25 protein-coding genes are annotated in these 21,415 nt (G+C 40.1%); 13 read left to right on the top strand and 12 right to left on the bottom strand.

Features of this window, described 5'->3' with window-relative positions; genetic code table 11:
• Positions 1 to 16: 16 nt before the first annotated feature.
• The 3 genes from WAE59_RS21220 to rsfS are packed head-to-tail and all read right to left on the bottom strand — an operon-like array spanning position 17 to position 3,211.
• Positions 17 to 661 (bottom strand): LutC/YkgG family protein, encoded by a 645-nt coding sequence (locus WAE59_RS21220; protein WP_337857997.1) that lies wholly within the window; start codon positions 659 to 661, stop codon positions 17 to 19.
• A gap of 57 nt (positions 662 to 718) precedes the next feature.
• Positions 719 to 2,809 carry an ATP-dependent zinc metalloprotease FtsH gene (gene ftsH / locus WAE59_RS21215; protein WP_337857996.1) on the bottom strand — a complete coding sequence of 697 codons (2,091 nt, stop codon included), beginning with the start codon at positions 2,807 to 2,809 and terminating at the stop codon, positions 719 to 721.
• 27 nt (positions 2,810 to 2,836) lie between these two features.
• A complete protein-coding gene (gene rsfS, locus WAE59_RS21210; RefSeq protein WP_337857995.1) occupies positions 2,837 to 3,211 on the bottom strand; it encodes a ribosome silencing factor in 375 nt (124 codons plus the stop codon).
• A gap of 41 nt (positions 3,212 to 3,252) precedes the next feature.
• Here rsfS and WAE59_RS21205 point away from each other — a divergent pair, with 41 nt between their 5' ends.
• Together WAE59_RS21205 and pfkA are read left to right on the top strand one after the other, a co-directional pair.
• On the top strand, positions 3,253 to 4,023 hold the full coding sequence (locus WAE59_RS21205; RefSeq protein WP_337857994.1) for a biotin--[acetyl-CoA-carboxylase] ligase: 771 nt from the start codon (positions 3,253 to 3,255) through the stop codon (positions 4,021 to 4,023).
• A 136-nt stretch (positions 4,024 to 4,159) separates the two neighbouring features.
• Entirely contained in the window at positions 4,160 to 5,143 is a 984-nt protein-coding gene (pfkA, locus tag WAE59_RS21200) for a 6-phosphofructokinase (protein WP_337857993.1), read from the top strand.
• Between the two features lie 21 nt (positions 5,144 to 5,164).
• Here the strand turns inward: pfkA and WAE59_RS21195 are convergent, their stop codons facing one another.
• Positions 5,165 to 5,485: a heavy metal-binding domain-containing protein gene (locus tag WAE59_RS21195; RefSeq protein WP_337857992.1), complete on the bottom strand. Its 321-nt coding sequence runs from the start codon at positions 5,483 to 5,485 to the stop codon at positions 5,165 to 5,167.
• Between the two features lie 193 nt (positions 5,486 to 5,678).
• Between WAE59_RS21195 and WAE59_RS21190 the strand changes: the two genes are divergently transcribed.
• From WAE59_RS21190 to trmD, 3 genes are all read left to right on the top strand, one after another.
• Entirely contained in the window at positions 5,679 to 6,248 is a 570-nt protein-coding gene (locus WAE59_RS21190) for a 30S ribosomal protein S16 (protein WP_337857991.1), read from the top strand.
• A 126-nt stretch (positions 6,249 to 6,374) separates the two neighbouring features.
• Positions 6,375 to 6,902 carry a ribosome maturation factor RimM gene (gene rimM, locus WAE59_RS21185; RefSeq protein WP_337857990.1) on the top strand — a complete coding sequence of 176 codons (528 nt, stop codon included), beginning with the start codon at positions 6,375 to 6,377 and terminating at the stop codon, positions 6,900 to 6,902.
• A 15-nt stretch (positions 6,903 to 6,917) separates the two neighbouring features.
• Positions 6,918 to 7,595, top strand: coding sequence for a tRNA (guanosine(37)-N1)-methyltransferase TrmD (gene trmD / locus WAE59_RS21180; RefSeq protein WP_337857989.1), 678 nt, complete (start codon positions 6,918 to 6,920; stop codon positions 7,593 to 7,595).
• Here the strand turns inward: trmD and WAE59_RS21175 are convergent.
• On the bottom strand, positions 7,592 to 8,008 hold the full coding sequence (locus WAE59_RS21175; RefSeq protein WP_337857988.1) for a hypothetical protein: 417 nt from the start codon (positions 8,006 to 8,008) through the stop codon (positions 7,592 to 7,594). The two genes, trmD and WAE59_RS21175, sit on opposite strands and share 4 nt — an antisense overlap.
• 43 nt (positions 8,009 to 8,051) lie before the next feature.
• On the opposite strand from WAE59_RS21175, the gene WAE59_RS21170 reads away from it, so the two are divergent.
• From WAE59_RS21170 to WAE59_RS21150, 5 genes are all read left to right on the top strand, one after another.
• The gene (locus tag WAE59_RS21170) at positions 8,052 to 8,342 is read left to right on the top strand and encodes a hypothetical protein (protein ID WP_337857987.1); all 291 of its coding nucleotides are present in this window, start codon (positions 8,052 to 8,054) and stop codon (positions 8,340 to 8,342) included.
• A gap of 65 nt (positions 8,343 to 8,407) precedes the next feature.
• On the top strand, positions 8,408 to 8,686 hold the full coding sequence (locus WAE59_RS21165) for a hypothetical protein (protein ID WP_337857986.1): 279 nt from the start codon (positions 8,408 to 8,410) through the stop codon (positions 8,684 to 8,686).
• 120 nt (positions 8,687 to 8,806) lie between these two features.
• Positions 8,807 to 9,154 (top strand): 50S ribosomal protein L19, encoded by a 348-nt coding sequence (rplS, locus tag WAE59_RS21160; protein WP_131593363.1) that lies wholly within the window; start codon positions 8,807 to 8,809, stop codon positions 9,152 to 9,154.
• A 219-nt stretch (positions 9,155 to 9,373) separates the two neighbouring features.
• Positions 9,374 to 10,600, top strand: coding sequence for a Glu/Leu/Phe/Val dehydrogenase dimerization domain-containing protein (locus tag WAE59_RS21155; RefSeq protein ID WP_337857985.1), 1,227 nt, complete (start codon positions 9,374 to 9,376; stop codon positions 10,598 to 10,600).
• A 2-nt stretch (positions 10,601 to 10,602) separates the two neighbouring features.
• On the top strand, positions 10,603 to 11,721 hold the full coding sequence (locus WAE59_RS21150) for a mechanosensitive ion channel family protein (protein ID WP_337857984.1): 1,119 nt from the start codon (positions 10,603 to 10,605) through the stop codon (positions 11,719 to 11,721).
• A 58-nt stretch (positions 11,722 to 11,779) separates the two neighbouring features.
• Here the strand turns inward: WAE59_RS21150 and WAE59_RS21145 are convergent, their stop codons facing one another.
• The 3 genes from WAE59_RS21145 to WAE59_RS21135 are packed head-to-tail and all read right to left on the bottom strand — an operon-like array spanning position 11,780 to position 15,224.
• The gene (locus WAE59_RS21145; RefSeq protein ID WP_337857983.1) at positions 11,780 to 12,439 is read right to left on the bottom strand and encodes a phosphatidylserine decarboxylase family protein; all 660 of its coding nucleotides are present in this window, start codon (positions 12,437 to 12,439) and stop codon (positions 11,780 to 11,782) included.
• A gap of 56 nt (positions 12,440 to 12,495) precedes the next feature.
• Positions 12,496 to 13,041 carry a hypoxanthine phosphoribosyltransferase gene (gene hpt / locus WAE59_RS21140; RefSeq protein WP_337857982.1) on the bottom strand — a complete coding sequence of 182 codons (546 nt, stop codon included), beginning with the start codon at positions 13,039 to 13,041 and terminating at the stop codon, positions 12,496 to 12,498.
• Positions 13,042 to 13,043: 2 nt separating this feature from the next.
• Positions 13,044 to 15,224 carry a transglycosylase domain-containing protein gene (locus WAE59_RS21135; protein WP_337857981.1) on the bottom strand — a complete coding sequence of 727 codons (2,181 nt, stop codon included), beginning with the start codon at positions 15,222 to 15,224 and terminating at the stop codon, positions 13,044 to 13,046.
• A gap of 116 nt (positions 15,225 to 15,340) precedes the next feature.
• Between WAE59_RS21135 and WAE59_RS21130 the strand changes: the two genes are divergently transcribed.
• From WAE59_RS21130 to WAE59_RS21120, 3 genes are read left to right on the top strand one after another with little or no spacing between them, the layout of a single operon-like run.
• Complete coding sequence (locus WAE59_RS21130; RefSeq protein ID WP_337857980.1) at positions 15,341 to 16,414, top strand: Mrp/NBP35 family ATP-binding protein; 1,074 nt, start codon at positions 15,341 to 15,343, stop codon at positions 16,412 to 16,414.
• Positions 16,415 to 16,451: 37 nt separating this feature from the next.
• A complete protein-coding gene (locus WAE59_RS21125) occupies positions 16,452 to 16,697 on the top strand; it encodes a NifU family protein (protein ID WP_136836724.1) in 246 nt (81 codons plus the stop codon).
• 56 nt (positions 16,698 to 16,753) lie between these two features.
• Entirely contained in the window at positions 16,754 to 17,395 is a 642-nt protein-coding gene (locus WAE59_RS21120; RefSeq protein ID WP_337857979.1) for a hypothetical protein, read from the top strand.
• Here WAE59_RS21120 and def read toward each other — a convergent pair.
• Genes def through WAE59_RS21100 form a run of 4 tightly spaced genes read right to left on the bottom strand, consistent with a single transcriptional unit; the run spans position 17,392 to position 21,404 of the window.
• On the bottom strand, positions 17,392 to 17,946 hold the full coding sequence (def, locus tag WAE59_RS21115; RefSeq protein WP_337857978.1) for a peptide deformylase: 555 nt from the start codon (positions 17,944 to 17,946) through the stop codon (positions 17,392 to 17,394). The two genes, WAE59_RS21120 and def, sit on opposite strands and share 4 nt — an antisense overlap.
• A gap of 18 nt (positions 17,947 to 17,964) precedes the next feature.
• Complete coding sequence (locus WAE59_RS21110) at positions 17,965 to 19,194, bottom strand: M16 family metallopeptidase (RefSeq protein WP_337857977.1); 1,230 nt, start codon at positions 19,192 to 19,194, stop codon at positions 17,965 to 17,967.
• A 42-nt stretch (positions 19,195 to 19,236) separates the two neighbouring features.
• A complete protein-coding gene (locus tag WAE59_RS21105; protein ID WP_337857976.1) occupies positions 19,237 to 20,424 on the bottom strand; it encodes a hypothetical protein in 1,188 nt (395 codons plus the stop codon).
• Positions 20,421 to 21,404 carry a DUF2157 domain-containing protein gene (locus tag WAE59_RS21100; protein ID WP_337857975.1) on the bottom strand — a complete coding sequence of 328 codons (984 nt, stop codon included), beginning with the start codon at positions 21,402 to 21,404 and terminating at the stop codon, positions 20,421 to 20,423. The genes WAE59_RS21105 and WAE59_RS21100 overlap by 4 nt, the downstream gene beginning before the upstream one ends.
• Positions 21,405 to 21,415: the final 11 nt, after the last annotated feature.

Below are 21,415 nucleotides of genomic sequence, written 5' to 3'. Positions count from 1 at the left end.
ATCGCAAATAAAAATGCTAAGAGAAATCTTCCACTAAAAACACAAATAATTCCTTGGGTCCATGTGCACCTAAAACGAGTGTTTTCTCGATATCTGCGGTTCTGCTTGGCCCGGTAATGGTGCTGATCATTGAGGGAATTTGATCACTATATTTATCTTTTATAAGTTTGAATGCGTCTTTTAAATCCATAACCAATTGCCCCGTTCTTGCAATCACAATGTGGTGGTGAGGATAAATACTCAATCTTCTTCCTGCTGCGTTTTGATTGGAGACCATTACAGATCCGTTGCGCGCAATTAGCGCCTCACATAGAGTGATCCCAACTTCTGCAAATTCAAAATCTCTGTCGGTTTGGTAGAATGGAAATTCATATGAGGCAAGGAGTTCCTGAAGTTCTGGTTCCCAGCAATAGATCTTTCTCCATTTAAATTTGTCTGCAAGCTGCAGAATATTTTCTATGAATTCGATGCCATTTTCGCAGTAAATAAAGTTGCCAGAAACTGCGGTGAGTTGTTCAGCAAATAAAATTTCAGGAATTTCATCTGTAGGTGTATAAAGAACACTGTCTTCAATGTTAGGATAGGGATTGTCCCTCTTTTCTAAAAGGGCTTTCCTTATCTTTTTTAACATTAACTCTTTAGAGGAGATATTTTCTTGCATAGAAAAATGGATTTTCTGCCGTCTGATATCAGACGGCAGTTCCATAAAGTTGTGTTACTAGGATTCAGATTGTGACGGTGTAATTGACGTAGTTGGATCAGAAGTCTCGCCGACTCCGTCGTGTAACAATCCTTCGGCCGCAGGCTTTTGATCTCCCGTACCGTTTACAAATTCGTCGTAAGTAGTACGATTGTCGAAAGGCCTTTTGCCCAGAATTTCTTCCAGATCTGCCTGGAAAAGGATTTCCTTTTCGATTAGTTTTTGGGCTAATTTTTCCAGACCATCTCTTTTTTCTGTCAACAAGTCTTTTGTTCTTGTATAGACGGAAGAAATCAAGGTACGAACCTCGTTGTCAATCATCTCAGAGGTTTTCTCTGAGTATGGCTTGTTGAAGTTGTATTCGTTCTGTGGGTCATGGAAAGATACATTTCCGATAGTACTGTTCATACCGTAGATTGTAATCATTGCGTAGGATAACTTTGTGATTCTTTCGAGGTCATTTTGAGCACCTGTAGAGATTTTACCAAATACGATATCTTCTGCAACCCTTCCTCCCATGGTCATGCACATTCCATCGGTCAATTGTTCTGTGGTATACAAGAATTGTTCTTTAGGGAGGTATTGTGCATACCCCAGTGCAGCAACTCCGCGTGGTACAATGGAAACCTTAACAAGTGGATCTGCATGTTCAAGGAACCATCCCGCTATCGCGTGACCTGCTTCATGGTATGCAACAATTCTTTTCTCTTCTGGAGAGATGATTTTATTTTTCTTTTCCAGCCCTCCAATCACACGGTCTACCGCATCCTGAAAGTCCTGCATGTCTACACTTTCCTTATTTTTCCTAGCAGCGATAAGTGCAGCTTCATTACAAACGTTCGCAATTTCGGCTCCTGCAAATCCTGGTGTCTGGGCAGATAACTTTTTAGCATCTACTTCCGTGGCAGTTTTTATAGGTTTCAAGTGTACTTTAAAGATTTGCTCACGACCAACCAGATCAGGTTTATCGATAGAAATCTGTCTGTCGAACCTCCCTGGCCTTAACAATGCCGTATCCAATACATCCGGGCGGTTAGTCGCAGCAAGTATGATGATACCGGAGTCTGTTCCAAATCCATCCATTTCGACTAAAAGTTGGTTAAGGGTGTTCTCACGCTCGTCATTGCCTCCCATCATGCTGTTTTTTCCACGCGCACGACCTATTGCATCCACTTCATCGATGAAGATAATACAAGGAGCTTTGTCTTTTGCCTGCTTGAATAAATCTCGAACCCTGGAGGCGCCTACCCCAACAAACATCTCTACAAAATCAGAGCCGGAAAGAGAGAAGAAAGGAACCTGCGCTTCACCAGCCACAGCCTTAGCCAATAGCGTTTTACCTGTACCAGGCGAACCTACAAGAAGCGCTCCTTTAGGTATTTTTCCTCCGAGATTGGTATATTTTTTAGGATTCTTAAGAAAGTCAACGATTTCCATTACCTCTTGCTTAGCTTCTTCCAGGCCGGCAACGTCATTAAAGGTCACATTTACCTGGCTTTCTTTATCGAACAGTGTTGCTTTGGATTTTCCGATATTGAAAATCTGTCCGCCACCACCACCGGCACCACCACCCATACGGCGCATGATGAAGATCCAAAAGGCGATGAAAAGGAGTATTGGGATAATGGCTGTGAAAAACCAAGAATTGAATGCACTCTGTTTGGTGTCAAATTCAGCTTTTACCTGCTGATTGTTAGGTATGCCAGCCTGAGACTCTTTCAGATCTTCCTTTAAACCGTCAAAGGAACCCGATTTGAAAAAAACCAAGGGGCCAGTTGAAGGCGCAAAATTATTTTTTGTTTCGTAAGATTTATACTTTGGATCTTTTAATCGATCCTTTTTGATGTAAACCTCAACTTTTACAACATCTTCACTTTTATAAGCAACAAGCTTTTCTACGTCTCCCGGAATAAGCATTTGCTGCTCAAAAGTAGGATAGTTTACTTCCTTGGTGCTTTCGCTACTAAACAGGAATTGTAATAAGATCAGACCTAAAATAATGGCAGCATAAACCCAAAAGATGTTAAATTTTGAACCTTTCTGTGGCTTCTTTGGAATATTGGGAATTCTTTTTATTAGTTTAGGTTTTGTATTAGGGTTCTCTTTCATCGTTAATCAAAAATGTAGGTGTGAGGGTTATGCGCTTTTGTAGGAAGTGGCCTGAGCATCGCCCCAAAGGTCTTCAATTCCATAAAATTCGCGTTTTTCTGTTTTAAAAATGTGAACTACAATGTCAAAATAATCCAAGATAATCCAGTCAGCAGCTTCCTGCCCTTCTTTACGCCATGGATTGGTTTGGGTGTTTTTATAAATTTCTTCTTCTACACTATCCGCAATGGCTTTTACCTGGGTAGCGGAGTTTGCACTGCAAATGATGAAGTAGTCGGAAACAGAGCTATTCAGTTCTCTTAAATCTAAACGTACAATATCGTTTCCTTTTTTTTCTTGAATACCGTGGACGGCTATTTCGGAGAGGTATGTAGAAAGGTTTCCTATTTTCTTTTTTACCATTAAAATGTTTTAATTTTGATAAACAAATATACAATCAACACTTGCAAAATAATACTTTTTCAACATTATTTGTTGGTCAAAATTTGATCAGATTATCCGCCGTTGATTCTACCAATAACTTTTTAAAATTGATGGTGTCAAATTCCGAGCCACTACCGGAAGGTACTGTTATTATGGCAGATGATCAGTTTGCGGGACGAGGTCAACAAAATAATGTGTGGCATTCCAGGGCGGGATTAAACTTAACTTTTAGTATTTTCCTTAGGCCGTTTTTTTTGCTTCCTTCTAACCAATTTATGTTGAATATAGCGGTTAGTACGGCGATAAACAAGGCCCTTGAGCTTTTTTTACCCGAAGGGGTTAAGGTTAAATGGCCAAATGATATTTTTTTTGGAGACAGAAAGTTGGGTGGTGTTTTGATAGAAAACAGCCTGCAAGGTAATTTGATCAAAACAAGCATTATTGGCATAGGCATCAATGTAAACCAACGTGACTTCAACGTAAAAAAAGTAGGGGCTGCAATTTCAATGTGCGAAATTTTACAGCAAGATGTTGATTTGGTAAAGTTGTTAAGTGAAATTTGCCTGCAGATGGAACAGCAATATTTTCTCTTGAAAGCGTGTAATTATGATGTGTTGTTTAGGGAATATCTGGATAGGTTGTATAGATTTGAACAGAAAGCGCTTTACAAGGATGATAATGGCATCTTCGAAGGCAAGATTGTAGACGTTTCAAGTAACGGGCAATTGACAATCGCGGCTGGTGGACAAAATCGAAACTATAATTTTAAAGAAGTTGAGTTCATATTTTGACCGATTTCTCATGCATATTGTGTATAATTGGGGTGCTGCGAATAAATACGGCTTAATCGTTTTAACCAAGTAAAATTAATGTAGAATATTGGCTCCTTTGGTGGTGTTTCATCGGGGTTCGCTAAGTAATAAAATAATGAATAAGATTAAAAATATCGGTGTATTGACATCTGGAGGAGATGCTCCGGGAATGAATGCTGCTATACGTGCAGTAGTAAGAGCTGCGATTTATTATGATTTGGAGGTAACCGGGGTTTTGAGAGGTTATGAGGGACTGATCAATGGTGATTTTATCGAAATGGACAGGAAGTCGGTTGCGAATATCATCCAGCGTGGAGGAACTATTTTAAAAACAGCCAGGAGTGATGCATTTCGTACCATTGAGGGAAGGAAAGAAGCTTACAGGCAATTAAAGGAAAAGCAGATTGATGCGCTCGTTGTAATTGGAGGAGACGGAACTTTTACTGGAGCAAACCTTTTTTCTCACGAGTTCGATATTCCAGTGATTGGGTTGCCCGGAACAATAGACAATGATTTGGAAGGAACAGACTTTACCATTGGATACGATACTGCTATAAATACCGTAATCAATGCTGTGGACAAGATCAGAGATACCGCAGAATCTCACGACAGGTTATTTATTGTAGAGGTAATGGGACGGGATTCTGGCCTTATAGCACTGAGAAGTGGCATCGGGGTTGGAGCTGAGGCCATCATGATTCCAGAAGCAAATATGGGTGTGGAGGGATTAGTGGCCAGATTGGAAATCGGACGAAAGGATAAGGCGTCTAAAATTATCATCGTAGCAGAAGGAGATGATTTGGGAGGAGCCTTTAATGTTGGGGAAGTTCTGAAACAAAAATTCCCTAACTATGATATCAGGGTATCCGTTCTTGGGCACATCCAGCGTGGAGGAAAGCCAAGCTGCATGGATAGAGTGCTGGCAAGCAGGTTGGGTGTTACCGCAGTTGAAGGGCTACTGGCCGGCAAATCCGGGGTAATGGCAGGTTTAGTCAATAAAGAACTCATTTTTACGCCATTTGACCATGCAATCAAACACATTGATGCAAAGGAAATCAGTCCTGCGTGGCTGAAGCTAGTAGAGATATTATCACTTTAAAGGGGGTCTAAGCCCCTTTTTTTATTCGATAATTACAGCTGTTCCGGTTGCTGCTACCATCAGCATACTGCCGCCGCTGCCAACGGTTTCATAATCCAGGTCTACACCAATAATTGCATTAGCGCCCATTGCTGCTGCATACTGCTGCATTTCATTAATTGCGGTATCCTTTCCTTCTCTCAGTACTTGCTCATAAGAACCGGACCGTCCGCCAACGATATCACGTATTCCTGCAAATAAATCTTTAAAGATATTGGCTCCGATAATCGTTTCGCCACTTACGAGGCCGATATACTTGACTACTTTTTTTCCTTCTATCGAATTTGTGGTTGTAACTAGCATAGTTATAAAGTTTCATGTTTTGATGTGCTGAAGCAGAAATTGTTACAGCTGACCTCAGGGCTATTTACGTAATTTAGCTCTTCGAGAATAAAAAGGTATTGCATCTTGTTAATCAGTAGGATTTTACTTATTTTTGCAACCCCGCAAGCATGAAGCTCCGGGAACTATGTTGAATACATAAAACAAATAAGAAATGGCAACTAAAATCAGATTGCAAAGATTCGGTAAAAAGGGAAAACCTTTTTTCCATGTAGTGGTAGCAGATTCCCGTTCTCCAAGAGACGGTAAATTTATTGAACGTTTAGGTTCTTATAACCCAAACACCAATCCAGCTACTATCGAGCTGAACTTCGATAAAACTTTAGACTGGGTAAACAAAGGTGCTGAACCTACGGATACTTGTCGTGCAATTCTATCTTACAAAGGTGTTTTGTATAAAAAACACTTAGAAGGTGGAGTAAAAAAAGGAGCATTGACAGCGGAACAAGCAGAAGCTAAATTTGCTGAATGGTTAAGTGCTAAAGATGGTCGGATTGAAGGTAAAAAAGACAGCTTGACTAAATCTAAGGATGAAGTTAAGAAAGCTGCTTTAGCTGCTGAAGCAAAGAAAAATGCTGATCGCGCTGCTGCCCTTGCTATCAAAAATGCACCTGTGGTAGAAGAAGTTGAGGAAGAAACTGTTGCTGAGACTTCAGACGAAGCTACTGTTGCAACAGAGGAAACACCTGTTGCAGAAACAGGCGCGGAAGAAGAAAAAGCGTAATCTTTTTAAAATTCGAAGAAATAGCGAAGAGCCTTTCAGTTTGGAAGAGTTCTTCGCTATTTTCTTTTAACAGTGGTCAAAGCGAAAAAAAACGGAGCATATTCTGCTATTTAAATTAAATAGGAAATGACTATAGAAGAAGCATTTTATATTGGGTACGTTACTAAAACAAAGGGACTAAAGGGAGAACTTCAGGTCTTTTTTGAATATGAAGATCCTGAATTATTGGATATGGACATCGTTTTTGCCGAAATTAATGGCAAGATGGTCCCTTTCTTTGTATCCTCTTATAAACTTCACACAAACAATACGGGTAACTTTTACTTCGATGATGTAGATCACATTGAAAAAGCCCAATTATTGGTTAGAAAAAAAATTTATTTACCCCTTTCTAAGAAGCCGGAAAGAGATGAGGATGATTTCTTTTATACGGATCTGGTAGGATTTGTTGCTATGGATCGGCTCTTGGGAGAACTTGGAGAGATTTCGGAAGTTCATGAATACCCACAGCAATTTGTTGCTGCAGTTTCTCATAAGGGCAAGGAAATTATGTTTCCTTTGAATGATGATTTTATTGTTGAAATCGATGAAGATCATAAAATACTAAATGTCGATTTACCGGATGGTCTCTTAGATGTTTACCTTAACGATTAATGTTAGCTTTGTATTATGCGTTTTGATATTATTTCAGTATTGCCCGGCTTATTGGAAAGCCCATTCGCCCACTCTATCCTACAGCGGGCTCAAAAAAAAGGAATAGCGGAGATTGTTGTTCATAATTTGAGGGATTACGCAACCAATAAACAAAAAAGCGTGGATGACTATCCGTACGGAGGAGGTAGTGGCATGGTAATGTCCATTCCGCCGTTCGCGGCTTGTATCGATTCTCTTTTTAAAGAACGTGATTATGATGAGGTCATTTTCATGAGCCCGGATGGAGAAACTTTCAGTCAAACAATCGCGAATGAATTTTCAGGTAAGGCAAATGTGATCATACTGTGCGGACATTATAAAGGAATTGATCAAAGAATCAGGGATATTTACGTCACCAGAGAGATCTCCATTGGCGATTATGTCCTTTCAGGAGGGGAGCTTCCTGCCGCAGTGTTGGTAGATGCTATAGTTCGCCTGATACCAGGGGTATTAAATGATGAAACCTCTGCCTTATCCGATAGCTTTCAGGGAGATTTACTTGACGCTCCTATCTACACCCGGCCAGCGGAATGGAAGGGGCATAGCGTACCTGAAATATTATTGAGCGGCCATGAAGCAAATATCAATGAATGGCGGCATGAGCAAGCGCTTAGACGTACGCAAGAGCGACGTCCTGACCTGCTTGAGGATTAGTTATTTTTGCTCATTAACAAAATGATTTTCTCCTTGTCTTTGATTTGATCTTTTAATGCTGCAACTAGTTCCTTGCAGGTTTTAGTATTTCCCTTTTCGTCATCTGAAGAATTCATTGTGGCGATACTGGCATACGTTGGAAGTTCTGACTGAAAAAATGTATTTGGGCTTACTTCTAATATCTTTGCCATTTCTGATATATCCTTGTATTTTAAGGATTCTTTAACCAGACTTAATTTTAAGCCGTCAAAGGTTTTCCCCATCTGTACTGCTAACCAGCTGAGCGATCTGGCTTTATCTTTTAGGATTTCGTCAACAATATTTTTTAAGTACATAAAATAATCAGTAATATTTTGGTTTAAGCTTAAAATTTTAAGTAATTTTGCTTTAAAAAAATATGCATAAATGAGCATTTTTTTGATAAAAATACATAAAATTAGGATAACCAAATAGCAGATGAACAAAATAGTTGTCAGCGACCATGAGTCCAGAAAATATAAAATTAACGATTGTCTTTTAAAGTTACCGGTTGCAGAATATAGGGCGGCCGTTAGATTTTTGCCGAAGTATCTGGATATTTCGCTTAACACATTTCATAATTACAGAAATATCCTCTTAAATGACAGCCAGGATATACCGCATGAAAAGGTCGTGCTGCTTGAAAAGTTATTTGAGTTGAGGCCTGGCGAATTGTATAATAAGATGATCTGGACAAAGCCACTCAGGGAGTTTATAAAAAAGGGATGAGATCCGGAGCCGATTGGGATGTTTAGTAAAGAAATAATTCGTAAAGAGCTAAAACTAATAAAAGCATGAAAGAGCAAAAAAAGTACAAAATTGATGAGGAGATGCAAAAATTGAATTTGCCGGAATATAAGGCAGCAATAAGAATCATCCCAAAAGAACTAGGTATAGCATTTAATACTTTTCATAATTATCGTAAATTGACAGTACGAGATTCAAGGGATATCCCTTATGATAATGTAAGGAAATTGGAGAAGATATTTGGTTTAAATGAAGGTGGATTGGTCAATTACCGCATCGAATGTAAAAGCCTAAGGGAATTAATGAAAGAAGAAGATCGGGTTTGAATTTGTGGAAATAATAAAGAATGTGGAAAAAAATAAAAATCCCTTTTATTTTTAAAAAAAAATTCCTAATATTGCAGTCCGATTTTAAATAACAAAAAGTCGGCTTAATAGCTTAAAATCATGGATTTAGTAAAATTTGTTGAAGAGCAGGTAATCGCAAAAAATGAGTTTCCTGCATTCAAATCAGGAGATACAGTGAGTGTTCACTATAAAATTCGCGAAGGTAATAAAGAGCGTATTCAAATTTACCAAGGCGTAGTATTACAACGTAATAGCGTAGGTGCTAACGAAACGTTTACTGTTCGTAAAATGTCTAATGGAGTTGGCGTTGAGCGTATCTTCCCTATCAATTCTCCAAATATCGCTAAAATTGAGGTAAACAGCCACGGTAAAGTACGCAGATCGAAATTATTCTATCTACGCGAACTGACCGGTAAAGCAGCCCGTATCAAATCTAAGAGGGTTTAATCTCTTATTTCAAATATTTTAGCCTTCCCAATGCAATTGGGGAGGTTTTTTTGTATGTATTCGATTTCCGAATAGTTAGTTTGGACTTTCAATAATTTTTTTAGCATTGGGGAATGCTTCATTGGATTTATCTAAGTTTGTGGCGACTAACTTAGGAGTAATGTTGATCAGTATTATACTGATGCCAACCAATACCTCCGAAAATTTAGAAATATTGAAATGAAAGAACTGTTAAAGAAATTTGAGGAAAAGAGACCGGAAATTGTTTTCGAATGGAAAGATAAGGAGTCTGAAGCTGAAGGTTGGGTTGTTATCAATTCGTTACGTGGTGGAGCAGCAGGTGGTGGCACGAGAATGCGTAAAGGACTTGATAAACGTGAGGTAGAATCTTTAGCAAAGACTATGGAGGTAAAGTTTACTGTATCAGGTCCGCCAATTGGTGGAGCTAAGTCGGGTATTAATTTCGATCCGGCGGATCCGAGGAAAAAACAAGTTTTAGAGCGCTGGTATAAAGCGGTTATGCCAATTCTAAAAAGTTATTATGGGACAGGGGGAGATTTAAATATCGATGAGATTCATGAGGTAATACCAATTACTGAGAACTATGGGTTATGGCATCCACAAGAAGGAGTTATTAACGGGCATTATCAAGCTAGAGAGAATGAACGCATCCATCAGATAGGACAGTTGCGTTATGGCGTTTCTAAGGTCTTGGAGGATTTGAATTATACTCCGGATATCAAAAGAAAATACAAAGTTGCTGATATGATCACGGGTTATGGTGTAGCAGAGTCTATTAGTCACTTCTATAACATTTGGGGCGGGGAGCTTCGTGGTAAGCGGGCAATTATTCAGGGATGGGGAAACGTTGCGGCGGCGGCTGGATATTATCTGGCACTAAATGGTGTTAAAGTTGTTGGGATCATCGACCGTGTAGGAGGATTAATTCGGACAGAAGGATTTAGTTCGGAAGAAATCATTAACCTATTTAATAACAGGCAAGGAAATACACTCGTTGCAGAGCAATTAATCCCCTTTCCAGAAGCAAATGAAATGATTTGGAAAATCGGGGCAGAAATATTTGTTCCTGCTGCTGCTTCTAGACTTGTAAAACAAGAGGAGGTTGATCAACTGATCTTGGGTGGTCTTGAGGTAATTGCTTGTGGAGCGAATGTTCCTTTTGCGGATAAGGAAATCTTCTTCGGAAGTATCATGGAACATGCAGATAATCATGTCGCTGTAATTCCAGATTTTATTGCTAACTGTGGGATGGCCCGGGTATTTGCTTATCTGATGCAAAGAAATGTCGAAATGAGCGACGATGCTATATTTAGTGATGCTTCTCAGGTGATATATAAGGCCCTGGAATTGATACACAAGGACTCTCCTCTGCGGACAAAACTGTCAAAAACCGCATTTGAAATCGCATTGAAACAATTAGTATAGCTATGGAAGATCAATTTTTGAAGGAAATATTTTGGGGGAATACAGTTCGGCAATATGGTGTGTTTGTCATCATTATTTTGCTCGGCTTGCTTTCTAAGAAATTGGTTTCACGTCTTTTTAGCCTTGCCTTATTCAAAATATTCAGGCGCTTTGCTCAGGAAGTTAACGTAGAAACTTTCGTTGGGTTACTGCTGAAGCCGGTAGAATCGTTCATTTCATTTTGTACCATCTATCTGGCGATTAATACACTCAGTCATCCGCTTGATATCGTTCTTTGGCATCGTTCTAAGACTAAAGTCGCCGTATCTATTGGAGATTGTCTCGATAAGGTATTTTTATTCCTGATTATTCTTTCTATTTTCTGGATTATCCTTCGCATCATTGATTTTATCGCTTTCGTTTTAAAGCATAGGGCTAGCCTTACAAATAATAAGGCAGATGATCAATTGGTTCCTTTCTTGAAGGAGCTTACGAAAACATTGATTTGCTTTTTAGGTTTTTTTGTGTTGCTTGGGTTTGTCTTTGAAATTAATGTACTCACTTTAATTACCGGTTTAGGAATTGGTGGAATTGCAATAGCGCTGGCAGCTAAAGAAAGCCTGGAAAATCTGATCGGTTCTTTCACCATTTTTCTCGATAAGCCATTTACTGTAGGCGACGTGGTTAAAGTAGATGGTGTAGAAGGAACCATAGAGAAAGTTGGGTTTAGAAGCACTTGGCTGATTAGTCCTGATAAGACCACCATCGTCATACCAAACAGGGCCATGATCGATGGGGTGCTGGAAAATGTAACGCTTAGAAATTACAGGAGAGTGAACTTTTTCATTGGCATTACTTATGAGACGAGGTCTACTGATATAAAGTTGATCCTGACGGCTATTGAGAGCTTCCTGGAGCAGCATCCTGAAACAAAGGACGGATCTGCTGCATTTGATAATTTCGGCGATTCTGCGCTAAATATACAGGTCACCTATCTTGTGATCAATATGGAACACCGCAGATACGTGAAGGTAAAAGAGGAGGTGAATTTTAAATTGATGGAAATTGTCGGGGAGTACAGGTCAGGATTTGCCTATCCTACTCAACGCTCGATTACCGATCATCCGGTTACGGGACAATAAATTCCTATAAACAAAAAGGCTCCTTATATAAGGAGCCTTTTTTATAAATCAGAAAGACTTACCCAAGTTCTGCCAGAACAGTAATACCGCCCTTCACGACTTGATTCAGCTCTAAGTTTACTTTAGTTCCCACAGGAAGAAAAATGTCTACCCTTGATCCGAATTTAATAAAACCAAACTCTTTCGTCTGCTCTACAACATCTCCTTCTTTAACATACCAAACAATACGACGGGCCAAAGCTCCGGCAATCTGTCTAAATAGCACAGGGGTGCCATTTTTATGCTCTACCACGACAGTAGTGCGTTCGTTTTCGGTCGAAGATTTAGGGTTCCATGCTGCGAGATACTTTCCTGGGTGATATTTGAAAAACTTAACGGTTCCCGATATCGGGTTTCTATTAATGTGCACATTTACTGGCGACATAAAAATAGATACTTGAAGTCTTTTATCTTTAAAATATTCTCCTTCTTCTGTCTCCTCAATAACAACAACCTTACCATCTGCAGGGCAGATCACCAGATTTTCTCCATTAGTGAATGAACGGCCCGGGTTACGGAAAAACTGTAGCACAATGATGAAAAGAGACAAGGAAAAAATGTAAGCCAACCATCTTAACCAGGTAATATCTGCAAAACGGTATTCAATTATTGCATTGAGAACGAAAATGAAGAGTAGAGATAATGCAATAGTAGTATAGCCTTCTTTGTGTATGGTCATCGTATGTATGGGTTATTTGTGCAAAATTGTAAAAAAATGTTGGATTAAAGTATAAATCAGCCAATAGATTTCACTCTATAGATGTCCTTTAAGTTTCTTCCCAGGCCATCATAATCCAGGCCATATCCTACGACGAACTCATTTGCGATCTCGAAACCAACATACTCAAGTTCTGGTATGGTCGTTTTCAGTGCCGCAGGCTTTAGTAATAGGGAACATATCTTTACGGAAGAAGGGCTTTGCTTGTAAACTTCTTTGAGGATGTAGTTGAGTGTAAGCCCGGTATCAACGATGTCTTCTACCAATATTATGTCGCGGTTATGAAGGTTATCCGGAAGCCCAAAGGATTGTTTTATATTTCCACTGGTTGTCGTACCTTCATAAGAGGACACTTTGATGAAGCCGACCTCACAGGAGATGCTGACCTCCTTGAGTAAATCAGCCATAAAAATAAAGCTGCCATTCAATACCCCTATAAAAATTGGGCACTTATGTTCGTAGTCTACATCTAGTTGAATAGCGATTAGCCGGGTTCGTTTGGCGATATTGTCATTTTCAAGGAGCATTTCAAACTCTTTGTCTTTGATTTGAATCTTAGTCATGACTACTGTCCGTTTGCTTTTTTTTGTTCTTCCATCGCTTTCTCGAGTTCTTTCTCACGTCTTCTTTCTTCTCTTTTCTCCTCCCTCAATTGCTTCCGGGTTTTCACGGTATCGACTTTGACGGGCGATTTTGAGGTCGAATCTTTTTTGCCGGGACCACCAAACAGCCGGTCAAAAAGAGTTTTAGATTGATCCTGTGTTTCTATAACTGGCAGTGGATCATCTGTGTCAAAAGCATTGGTGTCTACAGGTGTAGAGTCTGGAAGCAGGTATTTCCTTAGTCCTTCCCTAAGGTGAACATTGTAAAAGCCATAGCCACTTGAATCCGGGCTGGTTAAGCCCCGTTTGGCCATAATGGCACCGATATATTTAAAGTAGGGATAAAGATAGTCTTTCAGCCCTCCATCACCCCTGAATTTATATAAGGCGATTTTTGGACGAGGCACAATGTTCGCCAGAAATATACCTTCACCAATGTTAAGTTCATATGGTGTTTTGCCAAAATAATGACGTGTAGCTTCTCCAATGCCATATACATTCTGCCCCATTTCAATGATATTGAAATAGACTTCCAGCATCCTGTTCTTACTAATCAGATGATTGTTTTCTATAAGCCATACGATTAGTATTTCTTCTGCTTTACGTGCTAATGTTTTTTGTCGGCTCAAAAAAACGTTTTTAACGAGCTGCATGGAAATTGTGCTTCCGCCCCTGACAAAGCGCTTCTCTTTAAAATTTACAGCAAAGGATTTTCTGATGGATTCAGAGACGAAACCTTTGTGGCTGAAGAACGACGGATCCTCTGACGTGAGTATTGCATTTTTAAAGTTGCTGGACACTTCGGAGAGCGGGGTATAATTTGGGTTGGAGGGGCCAATTACAATATCCCGCATTGGTTTACCTTTTTCGTAAGGTGTGTAGACGAAATCCTTATTGATTTTTTGTAGGTTGGTTTTTCCCCATCTTACAATTTTAAAGTTGCTGGGGGTAAGTCCAGAACTGAATTTAACACTGTCGGGTAATGAAGAATCCAGGTAAAAATTCAGATCATATTTTAGATTTCCGCTTACTTTTAAACCATCAAGAGATTCAAATAGTCCTTTCGGGAAAGAATTGAAAATCTCCTGGGCATCTTGGTCGGGAGCCAACAGTTTAACTTCGTATATTTTGTTTGGAGAAAGGGTGTATTTCAAATATGGATGAACAAAAGCTTTCTTGATAAAGATCGTAGATGAGCTATCTAAAGATAAGTAGTTTGGACCAATAAGCATATTCGCATCGATCTTTGCATCAGGAACTACGATATCATTAGATGCAATCTTTGGGTGATTGATCAATAAATTTCTCACAGACCAGGAACCTTCAATTTTAAAATCAGCCCCGCTGTAGTCGGCACTTTTCATTTCTGTCCTGATGGTATCGAAGCTTAGTTTTGCGTGCAGTTTATTGTTGAGGTAAGGAAGTTCTACCTTTCCCCCGTCTGCGAAGAATTTCACATCCAATTGTTTTCTGCCAGGATTTACGGTGCCATTAATGTGCCAGGTTGCGGCATTGCCGTTTACAAGAATCGTTGAATTTAACTTGCCGCCTTCTATGGTCGCTGTTGTAGTCAAGAATGATAATTTAGAAGTGTCATTGTCATTTACTGATAACATCAGGTCTTTAAGCTCCATATCATCCGGAATTTTATAAAGCAACTGATTCAGCAAGTTGTGGGCAAGATCAGCAAGATCAAGTTTGTTTTTCGGCTCTTGAGTATTCTTTTTCCTGCGTTTCAGGATGAAATCGAGATTACTCAGGGAATCCCTGAATACAACATTGATCTTTCCGTTGTTCAGGACCAACTGAGATAGTTTAACATTGCCGAGAATGAGCGGGAAGAGCTTGACTCCAACGATCATATCTGAAATGGAAGTTAAGGTATCCCTGTCTTTTGGAACAATGGTGATCGCCTTCATGTGGACTGTACTTAGCCCGCTAAAGCCAGCTTCACCGATTTTCACCTCCAGACCATAATCTTTATCCGCCTTCTCAATGGCTTTAGCCATCATTTTTTTTAACAAAGCCTCACGTTTACTGTAAGCAATAGCACCGACAACAATGGATATGAGAATAAAAACCCCTAAAATCCACGCTCCAATCTTTAGGTATTTTTTAGGGATATTAATTTTTGGAAGATGCATGCTGTAAATAGGTGTTTAATGCTAACGTAAAATGAAAATGTTTATTTCGTGTTAAAATTACACTTAAAAAGCTTAATCTCAATTAATGTGCCTTTGTTTTGTTTATTTTTGCAGCAATGAGTATTAGCCCGGAAAAAGTGCTGTCCGCTTTGAAAAATGTGGAAGATCCGGATCTGAAGAAAGATCTGGTAACCTTAAACATGATCAAAGACTTGAAGATAGCAGACAATCATGTCAGTTTTACATTAGAGTTGACCACCCCGGCATGTCCGATGAAGGATATGTTGAAAAATGCCTGTTTGAATGCGATCAAGCATTTCGTGAGTCAGGAGGCAGAAGTTGAAATTAATATAAGTTCCCGAGTTACGAAGCCTATGGATACCAATCAATTAAAAGACATCAGGAATATCATTTTGGTTTCCTCAGGTAAAGGGGGAGTGGGGAAGTCGACGGTGGCCAGCAACCTTGCGGTTTCTCTTGCAGCTGGAGGAGCGAAGGTTGGTTTAATTGATGCAGATATTTATGGTCCTTCTGTTCCTACAATGTTTGATCTGGTAGGTGCAAAGCCAAGTGCCAGAGAAACAGAAGAAGGTAAGACACTCATCCTGCCTATCGAGAAGTATGGCATCAAATTGCTTTCCCTTGGTTTTTTTGCTGACCCAGATCAACCAGTGCCATGGCGTGGGCCGATGGCTTCTAATGCAGTAAAACAATTGTTTAATGACGCAGATTGGGGTGAATTAGATTACCTTATTGTAGACCTTCCTCCTGGTACTGGTGATATACATATTACGATTACTCAAGGTTTCCCTATCGCAGGAGCTGTGATCGTAACCACGCCCCAGCAGGTTGCTTTGGCTGATACACGTAAAGGTTTGGCAATGTTCCGTATGCAGGGTATTGATATTCCGGTTTTAGGCGTTATAGAAAATATGGCCTATTTTACACCAGAGGAACTACCAGACAATAAATATTATCTTTTTGGTCGGGATGGAGGGAAAACCTTGGCCAGTTCGTTCAATGTGCCGTTCTTAGGAGAGATTCCCATTGTGCAGGGTATCTCTGAGGCAGGAGATAAAGGAGCTCCAATCGCATTAAATGCGGACAGTCCACTGTCTGTTTCATTTGCAGAGATCGCAGGGCGAGTGGCCCAACAGATTGCTATTAGCAATGCGCAAACTGCTAATTGATAAATTTTTACTATTTTTATACTTTAAAATATAACCAATGAATTTAACAGAACAAGTTGAGCAGGCATTAGAAACCATCAGACCATACCTTATCGCTGATGGAGGGGATGTTGCAATAGAAGAGATTACGGAAGACAAAGTGGTTAAATTAAAATTACTGGGAAACTGCGGATCGTGCAAAATGAGTTTTATGACTATGAAGGCAGGTATAGAGCAGGCAATCATGAAAGCCGTTCCAGAAATAACCTCGGTAGTTGCGGTTAATCTGGCTGAGCCTGTATAAGGCTGATTTAACACAATTTAACTAGCCAATTGTTAGAATAGCGCTATTTTTGTCTCATGAAGTATTCATTCGCCATTATATTGCTTCTTTTTGTTTCCTCTGCTTTTGCCCAGCGCATTTACAAGGAAAAGAAACTGATCCAGTTTTCGGGGTTGATTACCGATGTGGATAGTAATGGTGTGGTGCCTTATGTTACTGTAACCAATCTAAGCTATAACGATCAAAAATACGCAGCTAATTATAAGGGCTTTTTCTCTTTCATCGCTCATCCTGGGGATAGTATTCTTTATACCGCTGTAGGCTATAAGGATTTCGTGTATGTACTACAACCTGAAATTGAAGATAGCAAGTATACTGCGATGATCCGTTTAAAATCGGAGATCATCAATCTTCCAATGGTTCGGGTGTATCCATGGGCCACGGTGGAAGAATTTACGCGTGAATTTTTGGCCATGAAGGTTGCTGATGACGATTATGTGATTGCTGCAAAAAACCTCTCGCAGCATAGCCTTAGCGGGATGATAAGGACGCTTCCAAGAGATGGTGGGGAGATATCAAACAGTAACTATCGAATGAACCATGACAGGTCATTGAATAAAAATATGGTTCAGACCAATCCCCTACTTAATCCATTTGCATGGGGTAAGCTCATGCAGACCATCTTTAAAGGGGATCAGAGCAGAAGCGCAGATAACTAGCGCCTTTTGCTTTGGTTAGGGAAACGCATTTTATAATCGGCTTTAATGTTACCCTTAGAGATTGCAGTCAGTTTGCTTTTTAGTAGTGTTTTGCGAAGGGGGCTCAGCTTGTCTGTAAATAGGGTGCCTTCAATGTGATCGTATTCATGTTGAATTACGCGAGCAGGCATTCCGCTAACCTCGTCTTCATGTAAGTTCCAGTTTTCGTCATAGTATTTGATACGGACATTAGGCTTGCGCATCACGTCTTCACGTACGTCAGGAATACTTAGACAACCTTCATTGAAGGCCCAGGCCTCTCCTGTTTCTTCCAAAATTTCAGCATTGATGAATACCTTTTTGTAGCGATTCTTGTCATCAGCACCGGTGTCTACGATAAATAACCTGATGGGCAGTCCAATCTGAGGCGCAGCAAGACCCACACCACTTGCATGGTACATGGTGTCAAACATGTTGCTGATCAGCTGCTGTAAGTCCGGGTAGTTCTCATCAATAGGAGCACATACTTTTTTCAAAACCGGGTCGCCATAGGCTACAATTGGTAACTTCATGCCACAAAAGTACGAATATTACCCTAAAGGATAAAAAGTTAGGGAACTCAAATTGCGCTCATTGAGCATTTCATTGGCAATGTTTGCCATATCGGATGAACTGACGGACTGAATTTTACGGAAAACTGTGTCGAGATCATCTATTTTATCATAGTCAATCAGGCTCTTGGCCATAGAAATAATCAATCCGATTCGATTTTCTTCCCCAAGGGCAATTTGTCCAATGAATTTGTTTTTTGCCCTTTGCAACATTACTTCTGTCAATGGGCGGTCCTTTATTTTCTTAAACTCTTTAAAAATGAGTGTCCAGGCCTTGTCTGTCTTTTCCTTATCTGTACCGAAATACAACGTGAAAAGCCCTGTGTCACTCAAAGGGCTATAGTTGGTTTCAATGGTATAGGCAATGCCGTACTTCTCCCGGATCTGCAGATTTAGAATGGAACTCATTCCGTTTCCTCCCAATAGATTATTGAGTAAAAGCAATCCGGTTTTATAAGGATGGTGTAAAGAATAGCTTTGCATTCCCAATACTGCATGAACCTGTTGAATGGGTTTATGTTGAGTCTTTTCTATTACAGGAGCGGCCAAAGGCGCTATCCTGGACGGGTTATACAGGTTTTGGGGAATTTCCTTATAATATTTACTTCCGACCTTGATCACTTTATTCAACGAGTAGTTGCCTAATACTGCAATTACAATACGATCTGTATGGTAATTGTTCTTGATGAACTGTTGAACATCTTTCCTGGAAAATCCGTTAACGCTTTCGGGAGTTCCGAGTATGTTGCGGCCCAGTGAGTGTCCGGTAAATATAAGGTCTTCAAAGTCATCATATATCGCCTCCTCTGGCTGGTCCAGATAGGATGCAATCTCATCCAGAATTACACTCTTTTCCTTTTCCATTTCATCTTCAGGAAAAGTGGAGTGAAATACAATATCGTTGAACAGTTCGAGTGTACGGTCCAGATACGGATTTAAAAAGGATGCATGAATGCAGGTGTATTCTTTAGTCGTATAAGCATTTAGGTCTGCACCCACACTTTCCAATCTGTTGAGGATCTGGTTCGTTGTTCTTTTTTCTGTCTTTTTGAAGATCAGGTGTTCGATGAAGTGTGCGAGTCCGGCCTGGTCTGATGTCTCATCTCTTGAGCCACTATTGACAATAATGCAAGCATGAGAAATGGCTGAAGCCGCCGGCACATGAAGTAGTCGGATGCCATTTGGCAGGGTATGAACATTATATTCCATTGGGTGGCAAAGATACACAAGATAACTGAGATGCCATTGTGACTAGAAATTGCTGCTTGCACCTCCGCCGCCAAATGTTCCACCACCCATCCTTTGAGATTGGAGATCGGGCTGCGAACCTGAAAAGGTTTCTCCAACGATCAATGATTCCACCTGAATCTTATCCAAAAGATCGTCGTCCTCAATCTCAGCAGCAGTGAATCCGTATTTATTGTCTTTCAGATATCTCATTGCTATCCATGCAATACCAATTAATCCAGCACCAACTAACACCAGCAGATGCTCGGGTGGCATCAAATGATAGTAATTTTTAAGCGTAAAAGCTGCTACAGCTACAAGGATTAATCCACTTCGGAGTAAGATGACATCCTTCTTTTTCAGGCCATAGGAGATGTACAACAGCGGTGAGATAAAAGTCCAGCACCAGAAGAACCAGCCAAAAGGAATACCCTGTCCCTCTTTCAGCACTTCAGCACCGAAACTTGCCCCAAGTTCACGTACTACGAAGTAATTGCCTGATGCATACAGGAGCAGAGGACTCAGCATTTTTGCCGCAGATATGCAATTGCTATACAAAAGGTAAAGTTTTTTCTTTTCCAATAAGTAGCTGCTGTAAAGCAATGTACCCGTCAGCGCCATCATTAAAAAAGGAAGTGTGTGGAGCGGATATATCCCAATTTCCATCCATCCAAAGCAAACGAATGCAGCAAAAGCAAGTATACAGGTGACCGCCATCAATGCATCTGCAAATCGCAAGGTTAGATAGCCGGCCAGCAAAAAAGAAAACCCGAACAAAAAGATTTCTTCATGATGAAAGTGGGCCGAAAGGGAGATGAGGTCCATCATGAAAATATATGCTGCCAGCAGCAACCCCGCAGATGTCCACATCAAAGCATCGTCAGCACCGGATTGATAATGGTGTTTAGCACTTACGATAGATTCCAGTGCAACGTAAGTCAGTACGGCAAGGAAAAATAGGTAGTAAGGGGAATCTACAATTTTTAAATCATAGCTGATCAGACTGATCAATCCGAAGCTAAAACTGAGAATAACCAGGGTCAATAGAAAAATCCCGAGTCTTATAAATACATTTGGTGTATAAAATCCGACAGGATATCTGGCTTTTATGGTTTTCAATTCTTCTGCGTCAATCTCTCCACTGTTGAATGCGAGCATGGTTTGATCCTGGATCTTCCGGTTTTTTAACCATTCATTGTTATAGATGATCATAGGGCTTTGACTTTCTTGTTTAGGTGGATTAGTAATTTAATAAACATTACTGCAGAGCCAATAAAGTAAATGCCGGCCAGATAAAAAACACCAATGTCATGGCCCTTTAAGAGATAGCGTACAACAACTGCAGAAAAGGAGATATAGGTGTAAACCACACAAAGCAAAACAAAATAGAAAGACTTATGGGTCAGTGCATCCCGGTAAATGTACCAGGCGAAAGCAAATAACAGGACAACCCAAAGGATGGAACCTTCCTGCTCAAAATCGTGAAAATAACCATATAGCAGGGCAATGAAAGTCAATTGCGTACCGAAATGTGTATAGCTGAAATGAAAGTGCTTTTTAATATTGAATCGCTCAGAGAGAAAAGCTGCCGCAATGAGGAATATTCCCAGGGCAATCCCGGTTAGGATCAGTGGCCGGCCACCTTGGTCAATATTGGATACCAGTGTCAGGGGATTTACCGAAATTCCTGCCCAGATTCCTAAATTGGTGATGGCCATACTTAAGATGCCAAGATGGTCGAAGTCGTAGGCAACATAAAATAAAACCAGCATTGGGATGAATGTGGCAAGCCCATAATTGTTTCCAAAAACACCATATTGAAATTGGAGGTAACCAAGAAAGCTCAGGAAGCTCAGACAGGCCAATAAGAGCAGGTAGTCGAACAGCGTACTCGGTGCCTTCACTTTTTCCTTTTTGAAAGGAGATTTATGACGAAAGCAGAAATAAAAACAGCCTAGACTAGTGGCAGCGATAAAAGCAAGAATGACCTGATGCCCTATCGTATCTATATTCTTATAGATCAGAATGCCAAGCCCTGTACTGAGCAGCATTACACCGAGGTAAAGCAATGTCTTTAGTTCCCAGTGTAAAGAGAATAAGGGTCTGCTTCTTTTGTCACGGATGTTGTCTAAGGTTTCTTTCCGGATACAGCCTTCTTCAAAAAGCGTTTCATAAAGGTCACTGTTCATCATTAGGGGATTAA

The sequence above is a fragment of the Pedobacter sp. GR22-6 genome (genome assembly GCF_037402555.1).
Classification (GTDB): Bacteria; Bacteroidota; Bacteroidia; order Sphingobacteriales; family Sphingobacteriaceae; genus Pedobacter.
The sequence above is the reverse complement of the archived record's forward strand: the minus strand, read 5'-3'. Positions and strand labels throughout refer to the sequence as shown.

What these genes read in the sequence shown, in the direction of transcription:
- ftsH (WP_337857996.1), bottom strand. Translation starts at nt 2,809, where the DNA reads ATGAAAGAGAACCCTAATACAAAACCTAAACTAATAAAAAGAATTCCC.
- WAE59_RS21110 (WP_337857977.1), bottom strand. Translation starts at nt 19,194, where the DNA reads ATGGAATATAATGTTCATACCCTGCCAAATGGCATCCGACTACTTCAT.
- WAE59_RS21150 (WP_337857984.1), top strand. Translation starts at nt 10,603, where the DNA reads ATGGAAGATCAATTTTTGAAGGAAATATTTTGGGGGAATACAGTTCGG.
- rplS (WP_131593363.1), top strand. Translation starts at nt 8,807, where the DNA reads ATGGATTTAGTAAAATTTGTTGAAGAGCAGGTAATCGCAAAAAATGAG.
- rimM (WP_337857990.1), top strand. Translation starts at nt 6,375, where the DNA reads ATGACTATAGAAGAAGCATTTTATATTGGGTACGTTACTAAAACAAAG.
- WAE59_RS21170 (WP_337857987.1), top strand. Translation starts at nt 8,052, where the DNA reads ATGAACAAAATAGTTGTCAGCGACCATGAGTCCAGAAAATATAAAATT.
- WAE59_RS21130 (WP_337857980.1), top strand. Translation starts at nt 15,341, where the DNA reads ATGAGTATTAGCCCGGAAAAAGTGCTGTCCGCTTTGAAAAATGTGGAA.
- trmD (WP_337857989.1), top strand. Translation starts at nt 6,918, where the DNA reads ATGCGTTTTGATATTATTTCAGTATTGCCCGGCTTATTGGAAAGCCCA.
- WAE59_RS21165 (WP_337857986.1), top strand. Translation starts at nt 8,408, where the DNA reads ATGAAAGAGCAAAAAAAGTACAAAATTGATGAGGAGATGCAAAAATTG.
- hpt (WP_337857982.1), bottom strand. Translation starts at nt 13,041, where the DNA reads ATGACTAAGATTCAAATCAAAGACAAAGAGTTTGAAATGCTCCTTGAA.
- WAE59_RS21175 (WP_337857988.1), bottom strand. Translation starts at nt 8,008, where the DNA reads ATGCTCATTTATGCATATTTTTTTAAAGCAAAATTACTTAAAATTTTA.
- WAE59_RS21120 (WP_337857979.1), top strand. Translation starts at nt 16,754, where the DNA reads ATGAAGTATTCATTCGCCATTATATTGCTTCTTTTTGTTTCCTCTGCT.
- WAE59_RS21220 (WP_337857997.1), bottom strand. Translation starts at nt 661, where the DNA reads ATGCAAGAAAATATCTCCTCTAAAGAGTTAATGTTAAAAAAGATAAGG.
- def (WP_337857978.1), bottom strand. Translation starts at nt 17,946, where the DNA reads ATGAAGTTACCAATTGTAGCCTATGGCGACCCGGTTTTGAAAAAAGTA.
- rsfS (WP_337857995.1), bottom strand. Translation starts at nt 3,211, where the DNA reads ATGGTAAAAAAGAAAATAGGAAACCTTTCTACATACCTCTCCGAAATA.
- WAE59_RS21135 (WP_337857981.1), bottom strand. Translation starts at nt 15,224, where the DNA reads ATGCATCTTCCAAAAATTAATATCCCTAAAAAATACCTAAAGATTGGA.
- WAE59_RS21125 (WP_136836724.1), top strand. Translation starts at nt 16,452, where the DNA reads ATGAATTTAACAGAACAAGTTGAGCAGGCATTAGAAACCATCAGACCA.
- WAE59_RS21195 (WP_337857992.1), bottom strand. Translation starts at nt 5,485, where the DNA reads ATGCTAGTTACAACCACAAATTCGATAGAAGGAAAAAAAGTAGTCAAG.
- WAE59_RS21100 (WP_337857975.1), bottom strand. Translation starts at nt 21,404, where the DNA reads ATGATGAACAGTGACCTTTATGAAACGCTTTTTGAAGAAGGCTGTATC.
- WAE59_RS21145 (WP_337857983.1), bottom strand. Translation starts at nt 12,439, where the DNA reads ATGACCATACACAAAGAAGGCTATACTACTATTGCATTATCTCTACTC.
- WAE59_RS21155 (WP_337857985.1), top strand. Translation starts at nt 9,374, where the DNA reads ATGAAAGAACTGTTAAAGAAATTTGAGGAAAAGAGACCGGAAATTGTT.
- WAE59_RS21105 (WP_337857976.1), bottom strand. Translation starts at nt 20,424, where the DNA reads ATGATCATCTATAACAATGAATGGTTAAAAAACCGGAAGATCCAGGAT.
- pfkA (WP_337857993.1), top strand. Translation starts at nt 4,160, where the DNA reads ATGAATAAGATTAAAAATATCGGTGTATTGACATCTGGAGGAGATGCT.
- WAE59_RS21190 (WP_337857991.1), top strand. Translation starts at nt 5,679, where the DNA reads ATGGCAACTAAAATCAGATTGCAAAGATTCGGTAAAAAGGGAAAACCT.